This is a genomic window from Nostocoides japonicum T1-X7 (assembly GCF_001046855.1).
Lineage (GTDB): Bacteria > Actinomycetota > Actinomycetes > Actinomycetales > Dermatophilaceae > Nostocoides > Nostocoides japonicum.
This window is the reverse complement of the sequence record NZ_HF570958.1, coordinates 2,021,954-2,043,054: the sequence shown is the minus strand read 5'-3', so window position 1 is coordinate 2,043,054 and position 21,101 is coordinate 2,021,954. Positions and strand designations below refer to the sequence as shown.

The 21,101-nt window shown below is 71.3% G+C and carries 17 protein-coding genes and 2 pseudogenes; 8 read left to right on the top strand and 11 right to left on the bottom strand.

Annotation, left to right across the window (positions count from 1 at the left end; genetic code table 11):
- A pseudogene (locus BN12_RS09170) lies at positions 1–797 on the bottom strand (MFS transporter); the annotation flags it as partial.
- A 239-nt stretch (positions 798–1,036) separates the two neighbouring features.
- Here BN12_RS09170 and truA point away from each other — a divergent pair.
- The gene (gene truA / locus BN12_RS09165) at positions 1,037–1,876 is read left to right on the top strand and encodes a tRNA pseudouridine(38-40) synthase TruA (protein ID WP_048556195.1); all 840 of its coding nucleotides are present in this window, start codon (positions 1,037–1,039) and stop codon (positions 1,874–1,876) included.
- Here truA and BN12_RS09160 read toward each other — a convergent pair.
- Positions 1,800–2,420, bottom strand: coding sequence for a phytanoyl-CoA dioxygenase family protein (locus BN12_RS09160; RefSeq protein WP_048551874.1), 621 nt, complete (start codon positions 2,418–2,420; stop codon positions 1,800–1,802). The genes truA and BN12_RS09160 overlap by 77 nt on opposite strands.
- A 106-nt stretch (positions 2,421–2,526) precedes the next feature.
- Here BN12_RS09160 and BN12_RS09155 point away from each other — a divergent pair, with 106 nt between their 5' ends.
- From BN12_RS09155 to pulA, 3 genes are all read left to right on the top strand, one after another.
- Entirely contained in the window at positions 2,527–4,227 is a 1,701-nt protein-coding gene (locus BN12_RS09155) for an ABC-F family ATP-binding cassette domain-containing protein (protein WP_048551872.1), read from the top strand.
- An 89-nt stretch (positions 4,228–4,316) separates the two neighbouring features.
- Positions 4,317–4,568, top strand: coding sequence for a hypothetical protein (locus BN12_RS24415; protein WP_157635420.1), 252 nt, complete (start codon positions 4,317–4,319; stop codon positions 4,566–4,568).
- A gap of 61 nt (positions 4,569–4,629) precedes the next feature.
- A complete protein-coding gene (pulA, locus tag BN12_RS09150; protein WP_048551870.1) occupies positions 4,630–10,413 on the top strand; it encodes a pullulanase-type alpha-1,6-glucosidase in 5,784 nt (1,927 codons plus the stop codon).
- Positions 10,414–10,675: 262 nt separating this feature from the next.
- Here the strand turns inward: pulA and BN12_RS09145 are convergent, their stop codons facing one another.
- Entirely contained in the window at positions 10,676–11,281 is a 606-nt protein-coding gene (locus BN12_RS09145; RefSeq protein ID WP_048551868.1) for an ArsR/SmtB family transcription factor, read from the bottom strand.
- A gap of 221 nt (positions 11,282–11,502) precedes the next feature.
- Between BN12_RS09145 and rplM the strand changes: the two genes are divergently transcribed.
- From rplM to glmM, 3 genes and pseudogenes are all read left to right on the top strand, one after another.
- Complete coding sequence (rplM, locus tag BN12_RS09140) at positions 11,503–11,946, top strand: 50S ribosomal protein L13 (protein ID WP_048551866.1); 444 nt, start codon at positions 11,503–11,505, stop codon at positions 11,944–11,946.
- 34 nt (positions 11,947–11,980) lie between these two features.
- A complete protein-coding gene (gene rpsI / locus BN12_RS09135; RefSeq protein WP_048551865.1) occupies positions 11,981–12,484 on the top strand; it encodes a 30S ribosomal protein S9 in 504 nt (167 codons plus the stop codon).
- 158 nt (positions 12,485–12,642) lie between these two features.
- Positions 12,643–13,991 (top strand): annotated as a pseudogene (gene glmM, locus BN12_RS09130) (phosphoglucosamine mutase).
- A 135-nt stretch (positions 13,992–14,126) separates the two neighbouring features.
- Here the strand turns inward: glmM and BN12_RS09125 are convergent.
- The 6 genes from BN12_RS09125 to BN12_RS09100 all read right to left on the bottom strand — a co-directional run bounded on the left by BN12_RS09125 (position 14,127) and on the right by BN12_RS09100 (position 19,025).
- The gene (locus BN12_RS09125; protein WP_048551864.1) at positions 14,127–14,555 is read right to left on the bottom strand and encodes an organic hydroperoxide resistance protein; all 429 of its coding nucleotides are present in this window, start codon (positions 14,553–14,555) and stop codon (positions 14,127–14,129) included.
- A gap of 63 nt (positions 14,556–14,618) precedes the next feature.
- Complete coding sequence (locus BN12_RS09120) at positions 14,619–15,227, bottom strand: TetR/AcrR family transcriptional regulator (protein WP_053079989.1); 609 nt, start codon at positions 15,225–15,227, stop codon at positions 14,619–14,621.
- A gap of 70 nt (positions 15,228–15,297) precedes the next feature.
- Positions 15,298–15,693 (bottom strand): SPW repeat protein, encoded by a 396-nt coding sequence (locus BN12_RS09115; RefSeq protein ID WP_157635419.1) that lies wholly within the window; start codon positions 15,691–15,693, stop codon positions 15,298–15,300.
- A 174-nt stretch (positions 15,694–15,867) separates the two neighbouring features.
- Positions 15,868–16,374 carry a beta-class carbonic anhydrase gene (locus BN12_RS09110; protein WP_048551863.1) on the bottom strand — a complete coding sequence of 169 codons (507 nt, stop codon included), beginning with the start codon at positions 16,372–16,374 and terminating at the stop codon, positions 15,868–15,870.
- Positions 16,371–18,086 (bottom strand): fumarate hydratase, encoded by a 1,716-nt coding sequence (locus BN12_RS09105; protein ID WP_048551862.1) that lies wholly within the window; start codon positions 18,084–18,086, stop codon positions 16,371–16,373. Before BN12_RS09105 ends, BN12_RS09110 begins: the two co-directional genes overlap by 4 nt.
- A 3-nt stretch (positions 18,087–18,089) precedes the next feature.
- A complete protein-coding gene (locus tag BN12_RS09100) occupies positions 18,090–19,025 on the bottom strand; it encodes a carbohydrate kinase family protein (RefSeq protein WP_048551860.1) in 936 nt (311 codons plus the stop codon).
- 162 nt (positions 19,026–19,187) lie between these two features.
- Between BN12_RS09100 and BN12_RS09095 the strand changes: the two genes are divergently transcribed.
- The gene (locus tag BN12_RS09095; RefSeq protein WP_235432352.1) at positions 19,188–19,763 is read left to right on the top strand and encodes a DUF4245 domain-containing protein; all 576 of its coding nucleotides are present in this window, start codon (positions 19,188–19,190) and stop codon (positions 19,761–19,763) included.
- A gap of 252 nt (positions 19,764–20,015) precedes the next feature.
- On the opposite strand, the gene BN12_RS09090 is transcribed toward BN12_RS09095, so the two are convergent.
- Together BN12_RS09090 and BN12_RS09085 are read right to left on the bottom strand one after the other, a co-directional pair.
- Positions 20,016–20,261 (bottom strand): exodeoxyribonuclease VII small subunit, encoded by a 246-nt coding sequence (locus BN12_RS09090; RefSeq protein WP_048551858.1) that lies wholly within the window; start codon positions 20,259–20,261, stop codon positions 20,016–20,018.
- A gap of 458 nt (positions 20,262–20,719) precedes the next feature.
- Positions 20,720–21,101 (bottom strand): exodeoxyribonuclease VII large subunit (locus tag BN12_RS09085; RefSeq protein ID WP_048551855.1); only part of this gene is annotated, 382 nt, incomplete at its 5' end.

Here is a 21,101-nt window from a genome sequence, read left to right as displayed (position 1 = left end):
CCGAGCAGGCGGGCGACGAGGGTGGCGACGAGGTAGGGGAGGGTCGCGACGGCGACGTTGCCGAGCGCCACGTCGAACGCAGTGCGCAGGAACACCGGTCCCCACGTCTGCGAGGCGGTGTCGACCATGTAGAAGAGGACGAGCGCCAGGCCCACCATGACGATCCGCCGCCACGGGACGCCGGACAGGTCGGTCGCCGTCGCGGCCGCACCGTGGTCCCGGCGCACGAGGGGGAGGATGAGGCAGGCGAGCGGGACGATCCCCACCGGGACCAGGGCGGCGGCGAGAGCCACGTGGCCGAGGGCGAGCGCGACGACGGTCGCGACGATGCCGCCGGCTGTCCACGCGCCGTGGAACGACGGCAGGACCGGTCGGCCGTATGCGTGCTCGAGGGTGACGGCCTGCATGTTCCCCGAGGCGTCGACCATGCCGAGACCGAGGCCGTAGACCGCCAGTGCGACGCACAGGAGGACCAGCGAGGGAGCCAGGCCGGCCGCGGCGAGCCCGATCGCGACCGCCGTGAGACCCGTGCGGAGCGCGGCCGCGCTGTCGCGGCGGGCGGCCACCCGCTCGGCGAGGACGGAGCCCGCGCCGGCGAGGAGGACGACGACGAACGTCATGAGCGAGAGCATCGCCTCGCCGATCCCGAACCTCTCCCGCACCTGCGGCAGGTGCGTCGTCAGGCTGATGAAGAGCAGTCCCTGCGCGAAGAAGGTCGCCGCGACCGCCGCGCGTCGTCGGGCGAGGGACGTCGGCGGGCCGGACGTCGTCGTCGCGGAGGGCACGGCAGGAGTCACGAGGAGATTGTCGGTGATCGGCCGAGCCCCGTCTCGCCGTTCCCGGAGAGAATGCGACTCACCTCATGTCCCCGCACACGCCCACTCGACGAGGTGGGGTGCGGCATAGGGTCGGGCGTATGCCGGGATCGCGCGAGGAGGGCGGCGTGCCGTCCGCCTCGACTGCCGGTATGCCTCCCATTCCCTCCGGCAGCACCGGACCGGCTGGGCCGGAGACCGCATACCCGACCGGCCCGGTCGTGCGGATCCGTCTCGACCTCGGGTACGACGGGACGGACTTCTCCGGCTGGGCCGCCCAGCCCGGCCGCCGGACCGTCGAGGGCGAGCTCACCGCGGCACTCGGAACGGTCCTGCGGCTCGCCGAGCCGCCGCGCCTCGTCGTCGCGGGCCGGACCGACGCCGGTGTTCACGCGCGCGGGCAGGTGGTCCATGTCGACGTCCCCGTCGAGGCCTGGCAGCGCGTCCCCGGTCGGAGCGAGCGCCCCCCCGAGCGGGCCCTCGTCGTCCGGCTGCGCAGCGTCCTGGCCCCGGACCTTGTCGTCCACCGGGCGACCGTCGCGCCGCCGGGCTTCGACGCGCGGTTCGCCGCGACCTCGCGGCGGTACGCCTACCGCATCTGCGACGAACCGGCCGCCCTCGACCCGCTCCGGCGCCACGACACCGTCGTCCTCGACGGGCCGCTCGACGTGGTGCGGATGACGGGGGCGGCCACCGACCTCCTCGGGCTGCGGGACTTCGCGGCGTTCTGCCGACGACGTGAGGGGGCGACGACGGTGCGCACCCTCGTCGCATACACGTGGTCCCGGGACGCCGACGGGATCGTCGTCGGCACCGTCGTCGCCGACGCCTTCTGCCACTCGATGGTCCGCGCGCTCGTCGGCGCCGTCGTGCCGGTCGGCCTCGGCCGGGCGCCCATCGACTTCCCCGCCGCCGTCCTCGCCGCCCGCACCCGCGACCCGCGCGTCAAGGTCATGCCGGCCCACGGGCTGTGCCTGGAGGAGGTCACCTACCCGCCGGACGACGAGCTGGCCGATCGGGTTCGGACGGCCCGGGCTGTTCGCACGCCACCGTCCACGTGATGACGGCCGCGAGGCGTTCGCTCGTCGTCGTGTTGCCGAACATCCGGTATGCCGTCCGGCCGCCGTGGAAGGACGCGTCGCCCGCCGCCAGGGGCGCGACGGCGGTGACCGGGTAGCGGGTGTCGATGGGGTGGGAGCGGTCCGGGTCCGACGCGAGGCCGGCGAGGAACCGGTCGGAGTCCTCGCGCGTGACCGTTCCCGAGGCATACTGCGGAGTCCCGAGATCGACGCTCGTGTCCTGCAGCGGAAGCCACATCGTCACCAGCGGCGTGTCGGCGCCGAGCCGGTCGGCATCGCGCTGCCACGGGCCGATCGACGTGCGGGGTCGTGACCACTCCAGCCGTCGCTCGACGGCGCTCACCCGCGTCGCTCCGAGCAGCCGTGCGGCGACCGCCGCGAGCGCCTCGTCGGACGACCCCGCAGGAGCGACGGACCCGTAGGAGCCGAGCGCGTCGACGGGCACGAGACGGGCGACGAGCACGTGCCCGTCGCGGGCGAACGCCTCGACGAGGCTCGCGGGGACGGCATCAGCGGCAGGGGTCACGGCCCGAGGATAGAGGCACGGCGATCCGGACCTGGGGGCACCTGCCCGCGTGGCTCGGGGACAAATCGAGTGACGCCCGCACGGTCCTGCAGGACAATGGCGTGCCGTGGGTCATCTCGAGCTCAACGGCGTCGGCGTCGTCCTGCCCGACGGCAGGCCGCTGCTGCGCGACGTCAGCCTGCGCATCGGCGAGGGCTCGCGGACCGCGCTCATCGGCCCCAACGGCACGGGGAAGACGACGCTCACCCGCGTCATCAGCGGCGACCTCGTCCCCAAGGAGGGTGCCGTCACGCGGTCCGGAGGCCTCGGCGTCATGCGCCAGTTCATCGGGTCGATCCGCGACTCGTCGACGGTCCGCGACCTCCTCGTCTCCGTCGCCCCGGCCGCCGTCCGGGAGGCCGCGGCCGCCGTCGACGCCACCGAGCTCGCGATGATGGAGCGGGACGAGGAGGCCGACCAGCTCGCCTACGCTCAGGCCCTCGTCGACTGGGGCGACGCGGGCGGCTACGAGTACGAGACGCTGTGGGACGTCTGCACCGTCTCGGCCCTCGGCGTCCCGTACGAGAAGGCCCAGTGGCGCCGGGTGTCGACGCTCTCCGGCGGCGAGCAGAAGCGCCTCGTCCTCGAAGCCCTGCTGCGGGGTCCGGAGGACGTGCTCGTCCTCGACGAGCCCGACAACTACCTCGATGTGCCGGCCAAGAGCTGGCTCGAGGAGCAGCTGGTCGCGTCGTCCAAGACGGTGCTGTTCATCAGCCACGACCGTGAGCTGCTGAGCCGTGTCGCGACCCGCGTGGCGACCCTCGAGCCGGGTGGCGCGGGCGCGACGCTGTGGGTCCACCCCGGACCCTTCACGACCTATCAACAGGCCCGCGAGGACCGCAACGCGCGGCTCGACGAGCTGCGCCGGCGATGGGACGAGGAGCACGCGAAGCTCAAGGCCCTCGTCGTCATGTACCGCCAGAAGGCCGCCTACAACGCCGACATGGCCTCCCGGCTGCAGGCCGCCGAGACACGGCTCGCGCGGTTCGTCGAGGAGGGGCCGCCCGAGGCGGTTCCGCTGCGGCAGAACGTTCGGATGCGACTGGCCGGTGGTCGGACCGCCAAGCGTGCCGTCGTCGCCGAGCGCCTGGAGCTGGCGGCGGGGGCGGGCGAGTCGGTCCTCATGAAGCCGTTCGACGCGGAGATCTGGTTCGGTGACCGGCTGGCGGTCCTCGGGAGCAACGGCTCCGGCAAGTCGCACTTCCTCCGGCTGCTCGCCGCGGGAGGCACCGACCCCGATATGGAGCATCGCCCGGTCGGGGACGTCCGCCCGGACCCCGTCGCGCACACCGGGCACGTCCGGCTCGGCTCGCGGGTCCGTCCCGGCTGGTTCGCCCAGACCCACGACCAGCCGGCCCTGCACGGGAGGACCCTCCTGGAGATCCTCCACCGCGGCGACGCGCACCGGGCGGGCCGTCCCCGCGAGGAGGCTGCCAAGGTCCTCGACCGGTACGGCCTCGCCCGGTCGAGCGAGCAGACCTTCGAGTCGCTGTCCGGCGGGCAGCAGGCGCGCTTCCAGATCCTCCTCCTCGAGCTGTCCGGCGCGACCCTCCTGCTCCTCGACGAGCCGACGGACAACCTGGACCTGCACTCGGCCGAGGCGCTGGAGGACGCCCTCGACGCCTTCGAGGGGACGGTCGTCGCCGTGACCCACGACCGGTGGTTCGCCCGGCAGTTCGACCGCTTCCTCGTCTTCGGCTCCGACGGCCGGGTCGTCGAGGCGCCGGAGCCGGTGTGGGACGAGGGGCGCGTCGAGCGTCCGAGGTGAGCGGGTGGCATACGGGACCATTCGACGCCCGGCGTCGTCCTCCTCGTCGCCGGCGGGTTCACCGCGGTCGGCGCCGACGGGCGGACGCCATGGGACTACCTCGCGTCGCGCTGCCCGTCGTCGGCTTCTCCCCGGCCGGGGTGACAGGACTCAGCACGTCCGAGCGCGCGGTGCGGGGCGTCCTCGAGACGGTGCTGCTCGTCCATCTCGTCCTCGTCGTCGTCACCGCGCTGAAGGGCAAGTCACCTGATCGGGGGTGCTCCGTCGCGGCCCGACCCATCAGTAAAGAGCGGGTAAGGAAACCCGTGGGCATCTTCCCTTCGGCGGGTGGACGGGCCTAGGTTCGCATACGCCCTCCCTGTGATCTCAGCGCCGGGGAGTGGACCCAGCAAAGGAGCTGTCATGCCGCTCGCCCGCCGTGCGTATGCCGTCCTCGCCGCCGCCGCCCTCGGCGCCACCACCCTCGTCGTCGGGGCGACCCCCCGCGCCGTCGCGGCGACGGACACGGTGACGATCGCCGGGTCCCTGCAGTCCGAGCTCGGCTGCTCCGCCGACTGGGACCCGTCGTGCACGGCGACCGACCTCACCCGGCTCGGCGACACGAGCATCTTCGAGCGGACGTTCACCGTGCCGGCCGGCAGCTACGAGCTCAAGGCCGCCGTCAACCACTCGTGGGACGAGAACTACGGTGCTGGCGGGGCCTCGAACGGGCCCAACATCCCGCTCGTCCTCCAGGGCCCCTCGACGCTGCTCTTCTCCTACGACGACACGACGCACCAGGTCGGCATCTCCCCGACCGACCTGCCGGGCACCACGACGACGAGCGCGGACCGCAAGCTGGCGACGTCCTCGCTGCGCCAGCCGCTCACGAGGGAGCGCTACTACTTCGTCATGGCCGACCGGTTCGCGAACGGCGACCCGTCGAACGACGAGGGCGGCCTCACCGGCGGTCGGCTCACGACCGGGTACGACCCGACGGACAAGGGCTTCTACCACGGTGGCGACATCAAGGGCATCACCCAGCGGCTCGACTACATCAAAGGCCTTGGCACGACAGCGATCTGGCTCACGCCGTCGTTCAAGAACCGCCCCGTCCAGGGCACGGGAGACGACGCGAGCGCGGGCTACCACGGCTACTGGATCACCGACTTCACCCAGATCGACCCGCACCTCGGGACCAATGCGGACCTCAAGACCCTCATCGCCAAGGCCCACCAGAAGGGCATGAAGGTCTTCTTCGACATCGTGACGAACCACACCGCGGACGTCATCGACTACACGCAGAAGGAGTACACCTACCGCAACAAGACCGACTACCCCTACCGGGACGCGTCGGGGAACGTCTTCGACGACGCGCAGTACGCCGAGAAGCCCGACTTCCCGGCCCTCGACCCGGCGACCTCCTTCCCCTACACGCCGGTCTTCGACAGTGAGGCGGACCGGACCGCCAAGGTGCCCGCGTGGCTCAACGACCCGACGAACTACCACAACCGCGGGGACAGCACGTATGCCGGTGAGTCGGCGACCTACGGCGACTTCGCCGGTCTCGACGACCTGTTCACCGAGAAGCTGTCCGTCGAGCAGGGGATGGAGGAGATCTACAAGGCGTGGGTGGACTTCGGCGTCGACGGCTTCCGCATCGACACCGTGAAGCACGTCAACACCGAGTTCTGGCAACGCTTCTCGCCGGCGATGCTCGCCGAGGCGAACCGCATCGGCAACAAGGACTTCTTCATGTTCGGCGAGGTCTACGACGCCCGCCCGTCGTTCATGAGCGAGTACACGACGACCGCCAAGCTCCCCGCCACCCTCGACTTCGGGTTCCAGAGCCAGGCCGTCAGCTGGGTCCAGGGCAAGAGCGGGACCGACCTGCGCGACCTCTACGCCGACGACGACTACTACACCGACACCGACTCCAACGCCTACGAGCTGCCCACGTTCCTCGGCAACCACGACATGGGCCGGGTCGCGATGATGCTCAAGGGGACGAGCACGAGCGACGCAGACCTCATGGCGAAGGTGGGGCTCGCCGACGACCTCATGTTCCTCACCCGCGGACAGCCGGTCACCTACTACGGCGACGAGCAGGGGTTCATCGGCCTCGGCGGCGACAAGGACGCCCGCGAGGACATGTTCGCGACGAAGACGCAGCAGTATGCCGACGAGCCCGTCCTCGGCGGCCCGTCCGGGTCGATGGACCGCTACGACACGAACGCCCCGCTCTACCAGCACATCAAGCAGCTGTCCGCCCTCCGCGCCGCGTATCCTGCGCTCGCCGACGGTGCCCAGGTCCACCGGTACGCCAGCAGCGGCGCCGGCGTCTTCGCCTTCTCCCGCATCGATACCGCGACGAACACCGAGTACGTCGTGGCCCTCAACAACGCGACGACGGCGAAGTCGGCGACCTTCGCGACCTACGGGAGGAGCCAAGGGTTCACGCCGATCTACGGGGCGGCGACGCGGGTGAGGTCGGCCAAGGACGGCCGGCTCACGGTCACCGTGCCGGCCCAGTCGGTGTCGGTGTGGAAGGCGGCCGGCCGGATGGTCACGCCGAAGAACAAGCCGGCGCTGCAGCAGACAAGCCCGAGCGCGGGAGGCGTCGTCGGGGGCCGTGCCGAGATCTCCGCGGCGATCCCCTCGGGCGCCTTCGCCCAGGTGAGCTTCGCCTACCGGCCGGTCGGCACGACGACCTGGAAGCCGCTCGGCACCGACGACAACGCGCCGTATCGCGTGTTCCAGGACGTCAGCGGTATGCCGAAGGGGACCCTCCTGGAGTACCGCACCGTCGCCAAGGACATCGCCGGCCACGTCTCCGCGACGTCGACCTACGGCATCGTCGGGGACCCGCAGACCGGCGGTGGTGGGGGCGGCGGCGTCGGGCCCGTCACCCAACCCGACGCGGTGTCCGTGCCGGGGTCCCACAACACGGAGATGGGTTGCCCGGCGGACTGGGCGCCGGACTGCGACGAGGCACAGCTCGCCCTCGACCCGAACGACGAGATCTGGAAGGGCACCTACACCGACCTGCCCGCGGGTCCCTACGCCTACAAGGCCGCGATCGACAAGAGCTGGGACGAGAACTACGGCGCGGGTGCCGTGAAGAACGGCGCGAACATCGAGTACACCGCCGGCGCCTCCCCCGTCTCCTTCTACTACGACCACGCGACCCACTGGGCCACGAGCGACGCCGAGGGGGCCGTCGTCACCGCGCCCGGCTCCTACCAGAACGAGCTCGGCTGCTCGGCGGACTGGGACCCGGCTTGTATGCGACCCTGGCTCGAGGACCCTGACGGGGACGGCACGTACTCGTGGACGACCGACCAGGTCCCCGCCGGCAGCTACGAGTTCAAGGTCGCCGAGGGACTCTCCTGGGATACCAGCTACGGCGCGGGCGGCGTCGCCGGTGGCAGCAACATCCCTCTCACCGTGCCCGCCGATGGCATGCTCGTCACCATCAGCTACGTCAAGGCCACCCACGCCATCACCGCGACGGTCACGCGGGCCGGTGCGACACCGGATCTCACCAAGCAGCGCGCCATCTGGGTGCAGCGCGGGCTGCTCGCCTGGCCGGCCGACATGGTGCCCGAAGGCACCGACCCCCGGCTGCTGTCGTGGCGGCTCGCCTGGTCCAGGGACGGCGGTCTCGCCGTCGACGCCGAGGCCGTCACCGGCGGCTCAGAGGCGAGGCTGACCTACGACGCCAAAGGCCTGCCGAAGAAGGTCGTCACGGCCCATCCCGAGCTCGCCGGGTACCTCGCCCTCCGGCTCGACCGGCCCGCCCAGCGCCTCGTGCCGGACATCCTCCAGGGTCAGGTCGCGGTGGGGGAGTACGACACCCTCGGGAGGCTCCAGGACGCGACGAGCGTCCAGATCGCCTACGTCCTCGACGACCTCTACGCCGCGAAGGCGGCGAAGACGACGCTCGGCGTGACCTTCTCGGGACGGGTCCCGACCTACCGGCTCTGGGCACCCACCGCGCAGTCGGTCGACGTGCTCACCTGGCCGGCCAGCGCGGCGGCGGACGCTCCCGTCGCGGACGCGACCCGCACGCCGATGACCCGGCGTCCCGACGGCTCGTGGAACGCGGCGGTCGGCTCGCGGGGCGACCGCTACCTCTACGACGTCGTCGTCTACGCGCCGACGGCCCGGACAGTGGAGCACAACCTCGTCACGGATCCGTACTCCGTTGCGCTGACGCTGAACTCGACGCGTTCGGTGGCCGTCGACCTGCGCGACCCGGCATACCAGCCGGCGCCGTGGCGCACGGCCCCCTCACCACGCCTCGCTCGAGGCGTCGACTCGACGATCTACGAGCTGCACGTCCGCGACTTCTCGATCGGCGACCCGACGGTGCCCGCCGCCCACCGCGGGACCTACCTCGCCTTCGCCGACGACGGCGACGGCACCAAGCACCTCAAGGCCCTCGCGCAGGCCGGCCTCAACACCGTGCACCTCCTGCCGACCTTCGACATCGCCTCGATCGAGGAGGACAGGGCGAAGCAGGAGACACCGGAGTCGGCCGGCTGCGGCGACCTCTCCGCATACGCACCGGACGCCGAGAAGCAGCAGGCCTGCATCGACTCGATCCGCGCCAAGGACGGCTACAACTGGGGCTACGACCCCTTCCACGTCATGGCACCGGAGGGCTCGTATGCCAGCAGCGCGGCGGCGGCGGACGGCGGCGCGCGGGTCGCGGAGTTCCGGACGATGGTCGGCGCGCTCCACCGCGACGGGCTCCGGGTGGTCCTCGACCAGGTCTTCAACCACACCCCCGCCTCCGGCGAGGCGCCGACCTCGGTCCTCGACCAGGTCGTGCCCGGCTACTACCAGCGGCTCGACAGGACGGGCGTCGTCTACACCTCGACGTGCTGCCAGAACGTCGCGACGGAGCACGCGATGGCGCAGAAGTGGATGGTCGACACCGTCGTCTCCTGGGCGCGCAACTACAAGGTCGACGGCTTCCGGTTCGACCTCATGGGGCACGCCTCGAAGGCGAACCTGCTCGCCGTCCGCGCTGCGCTCGACAGGCTGACGCTGACGAAGGACGGTGTCGACGGAAGGTCGATCTACCTCTACGGCGAGGGCTGGAACTTCGGCGAGGTGGCCGACAACGCGCTCTTCGTCCAGGCGTCCCAGGGACAGCTCGGCGGGACCGGCATCGGCACCTTCTCCGACCGGCTCCGCGACGCCGTCCGCGGCGGTGGCCCCTTCGACGACGACCCGCGCAAGCAGGGCTTCGGGTCCGGCGAGGCGACCGATCCCAATGGCGCGGCGATCAACGACGGGGCCGACGCCTCGCTCCAGCACGACACCGATCTCGTCCAGCTCGGGCTGGCTGGCAACCTGCGCTCGTTCGTCTTCACCGACACCGAGGGCGCCTCCGTCCGGGGCGACGAGGTGGACTACAACGGGTCGCCGGCCGGTTATGCCGACCAGCCCGACGAGGTGATCTCGTACGTCGACGCCCACGACAACGAGACGCTGTGGGACTCCCTCACCTACAAGCTGCCCGTCGCGACGTCGATGGCCGACCGGGTGCGGATGAACACGCTGTCGCTCGCGACGACCGCGCTCGCCCAGACCCCGTCGTTCTGGCACGCCGGCGCCGACCTGCTGCGGAGCAAGTCGCTGGACCGCAACAGCTACGACAGCGGCGACTGGTTCAACACGCTGTCGTGGACGGGGGCCGACAACGGGTTCGGCCACGGCCTGCCGCTCGCCGGCGACAACTCGAGCAAGTGGCCGTTCCAGCAGCCGCTCCTCGCGAACGCCGCGCTCAAGCCGTCGGCGTCGGACGTCGGCGCGGCCTCGGCCCAGGCACAGGACCTGCTCCGCCTGCGGTTCTCCACGCCCCTGTTCCGCCTCGGCAGTGCCTCGGCGATCAAGCAGAAGGTGTCCTTCCCGGCATCCGGCACCGCGGCGGCCCATCCGGGCGTCATCGCGATGCGGATCGACGACACGAAGGGGCGCAACGCCGACCCGTCGCTCAAGGGTCTCGTCGTCGTCTTCAACGCGACCCCGTCCGCCGTCACCCAGGTCGTGCCGGGACTCGCGGGGAAGGCGCTGTCGCTCTCGCCCGTCCAGGCGAACGGGTCGGACCCGGTCGTCAAGGGCGCGTCATGGAACGCCACGACCGGCGCCGCGACGGTCCCCGCCCGGACGGTGGCCGTCTTCGTCCAGCGCTAGGCCCACCGACCGACCCCGGACCCCGCACGTCCCCCACCACAAGTCGCGGTTCTGCGAAGACGTCGCGCCGATCGGCGCGACGTCTTCGCAAGAGCGCGACTTCTGGCGCCAGCCCACCCGGCCCGACGGCAAGGAGTCGGGAGGGACGGTCTCGAGGCCAAGCACGAGTCCCGCGCCGGACCCCGGGCAATGGGTGTCCATCGGTCGCTGAGTGCGGTGCGGTCGGGTCGCGTGGGGCGGCAGGACGAAGCGGCGACAGGTGTCAGGGGGCGGTGCGGCGGGGCGGGGTGTCGAGGTCGATGGGGTAGCCGACCGTCCAGATGGCGACTCGCCGCGCCGACGGGTTGCCCTGTCCGACGCGCCGGTAGCGCGCGACGACGGCCGAGATCTCGGCCTGCATGGCGAGCACCTGCTCGGCCGTCGCGACGACGTGGTCGTCCCGCGCACCGAGCGCGTCGCGCCACGCGGGCGGCCAGCCGCTCTCGACGTCGAGCCACCGGGTCGCCTTCTCCGAGAGGTGCCGCACGTAGTCGCGCTCGAGCCAGTTGAGCGCGGTCTCGGCGTCCTCGTCGCCGGCGACGTCGCTCGCAGTCCACGGGTGCTCGTCGGAGGTGGGCCGCCACAGCCGACGCTTGCCCGCACCCTCGCCGGTGTCCTCGACGAGCCCGACCTCGGCGAGCCTGCGCAGGTGGTAGCTCGTCGCACCCGTGTTGGTCCCGAGATCGCGGGCCAGGTCGGTCGCCGTCGCGCGGCCGAGGGCCCGCAGCCTCCCGAGCATCCGGTTGCGCAGCGGATGGGCGAGGACCGTGAGCGAGGTCGGGTCGAGCCGGACGGCACGGCGGTCGCCGGGGTCCAGAGCGTCGGGCATACGTGCAGAATACCTTTGCACAGTCTCTTTGCACAATAGTTGTGCACATTGGCCGAGATCCGCGTCTTCACAGGTCAGAGGCGTGCCGAGCCCCCATGGCGGCGATTTCGCCCGACCCGCCGGGGGCCCGTAGACTGGATGATCGTTGTGCCGGAGCGCTCCGCAAGGGACGTGAGCGCACGGCATACGAGAACCACCTCACCACACCAGAAGGCACACCCATGCGCACGTACACCCCGAAGGCGGGCGAGATCACGCGCCAGTGGCACGTCATCGACGCCACCGATGTCGTGCTCGGCCGGCTCGCGAGCCAGACCGCAGTCCTCCTGCGCGGCAAGCACAAGCCGACGTTCGCGCCGCACGTCGACACCGGCGACTTCGTCATCATCATCAACGCCGACAAGGTGGCCCTCACCGGCGCCAAGCTCGAGCAGAAGAAGGCCTACCGCCACTCCGGGTTCCCGGGCGGGCTGAAGAGCGAGTCCTACCAGGTCCTCCTGGAGAAGAACCCGGCGAAGGCCGTCGAGAAGGCCGTCCGCGGCATGCTCCCGAAGAACTCCCTCGGCCGTCAGCAGCTGACCAAGCTCAAGGTGTATGCCGGCTCCGACCACCCCCACGCTGCGCAGAAGCCGCAGCCGTTCGAGATCTCGCAGGTCGCGCAGTAATCCCCCGCGGATCTCGCGCAGAAAAGGAACCATCGTGACCGACACGACCATCGACGACCTCGCCGGCAGCGACGAGGTCGAGCTGACCGAGTACACCTCTGAGTCCGAGGCGCCCGCCGCCGAGGACGCCGCCCGCCGACCGTCGGCATCCGCCCCGGGCGCCGGCACCGGCCGCCGCAAGCAGGCCATCGCCCGCGTCCGCCTCGTGCCCGGCACCGGCGAGTGGACGATCAACGGCCGCACGCTCGAGCAGTACTTCCCCAACAAGGTCCACCAGCAGATCGTCGGCGAGCCGCTCAAGGTGCTCGAGCTCGACGGCGCCTACGACGTCCTCGTCCGCGTCCACGGCGGTGGCCCCTCCGGACAGGCCGGCGCCGTCCGCCTCGGTGTCGCCCGCTCGCTCAACGGCATCGACCCCGAGCTGAACCGGCCGACGCTGAAGAAGGCCGGGTTCCTCACGCGCGACGCCCGCGTCCCCGAGCGCAAGAAGGCCGGCCTGAAGAAGGCCCGCAAGGCACCGCAGTACAGCAAGCGCTGAGCCGGGTCTCGGCCCGCACCGCGGAGGCGGCACCCAACCATGGGTGCCGCCTCCGGCGTCTCCTAAGGGGTAGGTTCGACCCGACTGCACGCACGCTCGTCCGCCGACGCAGAGCCGGTATGCCGCGTGCCCGCACTTCGCGAAAGGCAAGCTCACCCATGGCACGACTCTTCGGGACCGACGGCGTCCGTGGACTGGCGAACGTCGACATCACGGCCGAGCTCGCCCTCGGCCTGTCGGTATCGGCCGCCCGGGTCCTCGGACAGGCCGCGCGGGAGGCGGGGGCCCCCGCCCCAAGGCCGTCGTCGGCCGAGACCCTCGCGCGTCGGGGGAGTTCCTCCAGTCGGCGGTCATCGCCGGTCTCGCGTCGGCCGGCGTCGACGTCCACGACGTCGGCGTCCTCCCGACGCCGGCCATCGCGTTCCTCACGGCCGACATGGACGCCCACTTCGGCGTCATGCTGTCGGCCTCCCACAACGCCATGCCCGACAACGGGATCAAGTTCTTCGCCGCCGGCGGCCACAAGCTGCCCGACGTCGTCGAGGACGAGATCGCCGAGGGTCTCGACGTCGCCTGGGAGCGGCCCACGGGCGCCGAGGTGGGGCGCGTCCATCGCAACCGCGCCGGGCAGGCCCGCTACGTCGCCCACCTCCTCGCCGCCCTACCGAACCGGCTCGACGGCCTCCACGTCGTCATCGACGCGGCCCACGGTGCCGCGAGCGCGGTGTCGCCCGAGGTGTTCCGGCTCGCCGGCGCCGAGGTCGACGAGATCGGCGCCGAGCCCGACGGGCTCAACATCAACGACGGCTACGGGTCGACCCACCTGGAGCACCTGCGAACCGCGGTCCTCGCCCGCGGCGCCGACCTCGGCATCGGGCACGACGGCGACGCCGACCGCTGTCTCGCCATCGACGGCGAGGGACGGGTCGTCGACGGTGACCAGATCATGGCCATCCTCGCCGTCGCTCTCAAGGAGCGCGGCCGGCTGCGCCACGACACCCTCGTCGCGACGGTCATGAGCAACCTCGGTCTCCTCCAGGCGATGGAGCGCGAGGGGGTCGCCGTCACCCAGACGGCGGTCGGCGACCGCTACGTCCTCGAGGCCCTCCGCGCCTCGGGGCACTCCCTCGGCGGCGAGCAGTCCGGCCACGTCATCCTCATGGACCACGCGACGACGGGGGACGGCGTCCTCACCGGCCTGCTGCTCTCCGCGCGGGTGGCTGAGACGGGCCGCGACCTCGCCGACCTCGCGTCCGTCATGACGCGTCTGCCGCAGGTCCTCGTCAACGTCAAGGGTGTCGACAAGGGCCGTGCCGACACCGACCCGACGCTCCAGGAGGCCGTCGAGAAGGAGTCGGCGGCGCTCGAGGGTCGGGGTCGCATCCTGCTGCGCAAGTCCGGCACCGAGCCGCTCGTGCGGGTCATGGTGGAGGCGCCGGAGCACGACGAAGCCCGGGAGGTCGCCGAGCGCCTCGTCCGGGTCGTCAAAGAGAGCCTCACCCTGTAGCCCGCGTCCCTCAGGACGTCGGGCGACGGCCCGGCACCACCTCTCCGGTATGCCGGGCCGCGTCCGAGCCGGCTCACCAGCGACCGGATCGGCCGCCGGCGAGCCCGCTGCAGGAACCGGCTCGGTGAACCGGGCTCAGGCAGGGACGCCCTTCACGGTCACCGAGATGTTGCCGCGGGTCGCCTTGGAGTAGGGGCAGAACTCGTGGGCCTTGTCGGCGAGCTCCTGGGCCTTCGCCTCGTCGACCCCGGGGACGTGCGCGACGAGCTCGACGGCGAGGCCGACCCCGGTCTCGGTCTTGCCGAGCGTGACGCTCGCGGTGACCGTGGACGCGGAGGTGTCCAGCCCTTCGTTCTGGGCCATGAGGTTGAGTGCGCCGTCGAAGCACGCCGCATACCCGGCTGCGAAGAGCGTCTCGGGGTTCGCCTTCGGGTTGCTCTTGCTCCCCGGCTTGCCGAGCGGCAGGTCGACGATGCCGTCCTCGCTCTGGGTGCGCCCCTCACGGCCGCCGGTGGCGGTCGCGGAGATCGTGTAGAGGGTCTCGGTCAGTGCCTCGAACGGCATACCTGCTCCTTGGCTCGTGGATGATGGTGATGGGTCCAACGCACGGAGCCCGGCGGATATTCGTCATCTCGCATGCTGAGCAGTTCGGAGTCCACCGGCGACGAGCCGAGCCGCTCCCGCGATGTCGGCCTCCGCCCCGCCGAACCGCTCGGCGTTCGCATGGTCGACGACCACGGCGACGAAGGTCCGCGCCGCGGCCTGTCGAGCGTCGGGGGCCAGCGGCTCGGGGCTCGCGCCGTCGAGGACGGCCTCGGTGACGGCGACCATGCCGGCGCGCAACCGGCGCAGGTGGTCGCCGACCTCGGGATGGGTCTGGGCCTCGCGGAAGATGACGGTGCGCAGGACGAGCGACTCGTGCTGGTCGAGCCCGAACTCGGCGTGCAGCCGCTCGAGCGACGCGGCGATGTCCCCGGGGACGACGACGTCGTCGACGCCGCACAACGGGCTCGTCGGGAGCCGCTCGTCGAGGAGGGTGCGCAGGAGGTCGAGCTTGGCGGGGAAGTGGTAGAAGAGCAGGCCCTTCGGCACCCCGGCCGCGCGGGCGATCGAGGAGGTGGCCGTGGCGTCGAACCCGTCGCGGGCGAAGAGCTCGGTCGCCGCGTCGAGGATCCGCCGCCGGACGTCGGCGGCGTCCGGCGTCCGGCGGCGGCGACGGGTGACGGGGTGGGCCATGGTGATGTGAGCCTAGCGACGACGACGGCACCGGGAGGGTCCGTTGGGTCCCGGTGCCGCCGTGGGCCGGTCAGTGCTGGGCGAGGGGCGTTCCATGCCCCCGGTGGGCCCTGTTCTCCATCGGGATCGCGAGGGCGCCGACGACGAACGTCACGACGCCGACGATCCACGACGTCCACGCCATCGGCGAGGTCCCGGTGAACCCCATGACCCACGGCGCGATGAAGAAGAGAACGCCGAGGACGGCGACGGCGATGTCGATGCCGAACACGTCAGGCGCGTAGAGCGACCAGAGGGCGGCGAGAGCCGTCACGATGCCGAGGACGATGAGTGTGACGCTCGCCTTCTGGACGGTCGTCGTCCAGATGGGCGAGAGGAAGGCGTAGACGCCGGCGACGAGCGCCACCCAGTCCTGCCAGCGAGTCCATTGTTTCGTCATGTCGACCATCACCTTCACGTGAGACATGACCCGTCGCTCCTGTAGGCGGATCAACATTCATCACTCTAGTTACTGACTGACCGCCCGGTCAATAGTTCTGGGACGACCGCTGTCGGCGACGGTCCCTCAGATCCTTGTGGGGAAGCTGGTGTGAGCCATGACGCCAGCCAGCTTCCCCACAAGGGTTTCGACGGCAGCGGCTCAGCAGATCTGCTCGAGCAGCCCGGTGTCGACGTCGTAGAGGAAGCCGCCGACGAGAACGCTCTCGGGAACGAGCGGATGGGCCCGCACCTTGTGGACGTCGTAGCGGACGGTCCTGCGCTGGTCGGTGATGACGTGGAGGTGCTGCCAGGAGGTGTCGACGCCGGTTCGCGCGTCGAGCTGGGCGTGCAGCTCCTCCTCCGTGGAGCTCGCGACGGCGCACCGGGTGTGGGGGATGACGAGGATGCGGTCGACCTCGAGGAGATGGACGCCGAGGATGAGGGCCTCCATGGCCACCTCGTCGACGCGACCGCCGGGGTTGCGGAAGATCTTCGCGTCCCCGGGCTTGAGCCCGAGCATGCCGAGCGGGTCGATCCGGCTGTCCATGCAGGTGACGACGGCGATGCCGCGGTGGGCGACGCCGTCGAAGCCGCCGAGGGAGAAGGTCCGTGCGAAGTCGCGGTTCGCCTCGAGCAGGTCGTCGAAGCCGATGATCTCGTTGTTCACAGCAGTCCTGTTCGCTTGGGGATGGTGGTCGCCAGCGGTTTCGTCACCGAGGCGAAGAAGTCGTTGCCCTTGTCGTCGACGACGATGAATGCGGGGAAGTCCTCGACCTCGATCCGCCACACCGCCTCCATGCCGAGCTCGGCATACTCGACGACCTCGACCTTCTTGATGCAGTCCTGGGCGAGCCGGGCGGCCGGTCCGCCGATCGACCCGAGGTAGAAGCCTCCGTGGGCCCGGCACGCGTCGGTGACCTGCGTGCTCCGGTTGCCCTTCGCGAGCATGACGAGTGAGCCGCCGGCCGCCTGGAACTGGTCGACGTAGGAGTCCATCCGCCCGGCCGTCGTCGGCCCGAAGGAGCCCGATGGCATACCCTCCGGGGTCTTCGCCGGTCCGGCGTAGTAGACGGGATGGTCCTTGAGGTATGCCGGGAGGTCCTCGCCCGCGTCGAGGCGCTCCTTGAGCTTCGCGTGGGCGATGTCGCGGGCGACGACGAGCGGCCCGGTGAGGGACAGCCGGGTCTTGACCGGATGCTTGGTCAGCTCGGCGAGGATCTCGGGCATCGGGCGGGTGAGGTCGATCTCGACGACCCCGCCCCGGCCCGTCGAGCTCGCCCCGACGGCCTCGTCCGCCCCCTCGATGAGGTGCTGCTCCTCGGTGTCGGGCAGGAACCGGGCGGGATCGGTCTCGAGCTGCTCGATGAAGACGCCGTCGGCGGTGATCCGGCCGAGCGCCTGCCGGTCGGCGGAGCACGAGACGGCGATCGCGACGGGCAGCGAGGCGCCGTGCCGGGGGAGCCGGACGACGCGGACGTCGTGGCAGAAGTACTTGCCGCCGAACTGGGCGCCGATGCCGTTCTCGCGGGTGATCCGGAGGACCTCCTCCTCGAGCTCGAGGTCCCGGAAGCCGTGGCCGGTCGCCGCGTCCCCGGACGTCGGCAGCTGGTCGAGGTACTTCGCCGAGGCGTACTTGGCGGTCTTGAGGGCGAACTCGGCGCTCGTGCCGCCGATGACGATCGCGAGGTGGTAGGGCGGGCATGCGGCGGTGCCGAGCGAGCGGATCTTCTCGTCGAGGAAGCTGCGCATCCGCTCGGGGTTGAGGATCGCCTTGGTCTCCTGGAAGAGGAAGGACTTGTTCGCGCTGCCGCCGCCCTTGGCCATGAAGAGGAAGTCGTACCGCGCCTCATGGCCCGGGGCGGTGTCGGCATACAGCTCGATCTGCGCGGGGAGGTTGGAGCCGGTGTTGCGCTCCTCCCACATCGTGACGGGCGCCATCTGGCTGTAGCGGAGGTTGAGCCGGGTGTAGGCGTCGTAGATCCCCTCGGACAGCGCGCGCTCGTCGGGGCCGTCGGTGAGGACGTGCTGACCCCGCTTGCCCATGACGATGGCCGTGCCGGTGTCCTGGCACATGGGGAGGATGCCGCCGGCGGCGATGTTGGCGTTCTTGAGGAGGTCGAGGGCGACGAACTTGTCGTTGTTGCTCGCCTCGGGGTCGTCGAGGATGGTGCGCAGCTGCCGCAGGTGGGCCGGGCGCAGGTAGTGGGCGATGTCGTGCATCGCCGTCTCGGCGAGGAGCCGGAGGGCCTCCGGGGCGACCTGGAGGAAGGTCCCGCCGTCCGGGCCCTCGACGACGGTGACCCCCTCGGTCGTGAGGAGCCGGTATGCGACGCCGTCGTGTCCCGCGGGCAGCAGGTCCTCGTAGGCGAACTCGGGCATCGGTCAGCTCCTCGTCGTCGCCGGGAGCTCGTCGAGCGTGGGGGAGTAGGCGCCGGGGTGGCCGACCGTGACGGCGGAGCAGGCGAGGCCTCGCTCGATGGCGGGCTCGACGTCCGCCAGCCGCGAGGTGGACCACCGCTCGCGGGCGTCCGGACCGCCGAGCAGGCCGGCGTCGAGGAGTCCGCTGATGAGCCCGGCCATGAAGGAGTCGCCGGCCCCCACGGTGTCGACGACGTCGAGCGCCCTCGTCGGGTGCGATCCCGCCTCCCCGGTCTCCGCGAGCTCGTAGACGACGCCGTGTGCCCCGAGCGTCACGACGGCGAGGCGGGCGCCGAGGCCGCACCAGCGCTGCATGACGGCGGTCGCGGAGTCGCCGGGGTAGAGGAACTCCAGGTCGTCCGAGCTCGCCTTGACGACGTCGCTCATCGCGACGATCGCCTCGACCTTGGGGCGCACCTCGTCGACGGGCCCCATGATCGTCGGTCGGATGTTGGGGTCGTAGGAGACGGTGCCCTGGGTCCGGACCGCCTCGACCGCTGCGAGGACGTTGGCCGCACCGGGCTGCAGCTGGGCGCCGATCGAGCCGGTGTGGAGGTGGCCGACGTCCGGGGCGAGGTCGAGGGGTGGCAGGTCGAAGTGCAGGTCGAACTCGTACTCCGCGGCGCCAGTCTCGTCCAGGCGCGCGACGGCCGTCGTCGTCGGGTCGTCGGTGTGGCTCGTCGGGAGGAGGTGCACGCCCCGGTCGGCGAGGTGCTCCTGGATCCGGTCTCCGCGGAGGTCGTCGCCGATCGTCGTCGCGAAGTCGACACTGACCCCGAGCCGGGCCAGCCCGACGGCGACGTTGAGCGGGCTGCCGCCCACGTGCTCCTCGACGAGGTCGTACGGGTCATGGACGATGTCGATGAGAGCCTCACCGACCACGGCGACACGTGCGGGCATACGGCCGACTCTAGCGGCCATCGACCTGGTCGTCGGCTCCCGGTGGACCGCCCCGCTGGAGCGCCCGTGGACCGCCCGGGAGACCTCCCCGTCGACCGCTCCGGTCGGCCCGGGACGGGGGCGGCTCGCGCCGGGTGGGTGTCGTCGGCGACGATGGTGTCCGTGAGTGCACAGCCCGCGAACCGCTACCTCAGCGGCTCCGCCGCCAACATGGTGCGGTCCCTCGTCGTCATCGTCGCGCTCATGGCGGTCGTCATCCTCATCGTGCCGCGGGTCAACCGGATCACCCAGCCACCCGTCGATGTCGCCGGGTCCGCCGACACCATCGCCTCCCAGAGCGGCTGGCCGATCGAGATCCCCGTCGGCCTGCCCGACGGGTGGCGTGCGACGAGCGTCCGCTACGAGCGGAGCACCGACGGCGTCATGACGTGGCACGTGGGGTACGAGACGCCGGACAACCAGTACGTCGCGATCGAGCAGGCGAAGGACCCGACGACCGGCTGGGTCACCGCCGAGGTCAACCGCGCCGCCCAGAAGGGGACGGTGGAGGCCGGCGGCCGGACGTGGACGACGTACGTCCGCGACCTGAAGGTGCAGAACAGCCTCGTCAACCGCCCGTCGAGCAAGGGCGAGCTGACGACGATCATCACGGGGACGGGTACCTTCGCGCAGCTCACCGAGTTCGTCGAGCACCTGCAGGTCGTCAAACCGTCCTCGCCCTCTCCCTCCGCCACCTGAGCGGGCGGCTTCGCGGTGGGCGCCCCGTTCGGGACTGCGCCCATGACTCGTTCGAGATGCCGGATGCCGCTGCGGTAGGGTCGGTGGGTACCTCGAATGGCTGGGGGCCGCCTTGGGTGGAGGTATCTGGTGTCGCTGCGGTGGTCGGTGGGTACCTCGAATGGCTGGGGTTCGCCTTGGGTGGAGGTATCTGGTGTCGCTGTGGTGGCCGGTGGGTACCTCGAATGGCTGGGGTTCGCGAATGGCGGCCTGTCAGACCGGGTCGGTCGTCGAAGACTCGGTCCTCGTCGCCTCGCCGACCGCGGTCTCGGCCCGGGCGAGCCAGCCTTCGCAGTGGTTGGCCAGTGCCTCGCCACGTTGCCACAGCCGCATCGACTCCTCCAGGATCACCTGTCCGCCCTCGAGCTGAGCGACGATGCGGACCAGCTCGTCGCGCGCCGCCTCGTAGGACAGGTCGGCGATGTCGTGGTTGGTGCCGGTCGAGGACGGATCGGTCATGGCGCACGACCCTAGCCGCCGTCCCCGACAGGGCTCCCACGCAGCCGATCTCGTCGGGCGGCTCGTGCCGCCTGTCGGCCACGGTCCAGGTCGGATGGCACAGGGAACCATGCGTCGGACCCTTCCGGGGAAGATGACCCGCGTCAGAGCTCTGGTCAGCTTCCCCACAAGGGTTCGGAGCGCCGGCAGGGGTTCGGGGGGCGTCGATCGATCTGGTACGTGTGGGCTTTTCGTGGTCGCGCCGCCGATCTGACCACGACAAGCCGCACGTGCCGAGTCGATGCTCCCGAGCCGGCCCCGCAACGACATCTTCTCGGCACGTGCGAGGCGCGGGTGGGATCGCGGCGCGAGAACGAGACCAGAGCGCGCCGGAAGCGGACGCGCAGCACGGGGGAAGGGGGCCAAAGCGCGCAGCCGGAGGGGTGCGCAGCGCGGCCGCAGGGGCGGGGCGAAGCGTGCTAGACGGGGGAGACGGCGGACCCGTCGTCCGGCATACCGAGGGTCCGGACGCCGAAGTCGCCCTGAGCGACGAGGACCCGGAGGACCTCGTCGACCTCGAGCTCGGCGGGATCACGGACCACCGTGCCGTCGACCTGGCTGACGATGGCGTACCCCCGGTCGAGGGTCGACTGGGGGGAGAGCAGCCGGAGCTGGGCGGCGAGGTGCTCGACCCGGGTCCGTTCGCGCGCGGCGAGGGTGGCGGCGGAGCGGTGGCCGGAGCGACGCAGTGCGGCGATGCTCTCGCGCTGCGAGCGGAGGTATGCGGTCGGGTCGGCGAGCACCGGCCGGCTGCGCAGCGCGACGAGGTGGCGCCGCTCCTCGGCGACCCGGCCGAGGACG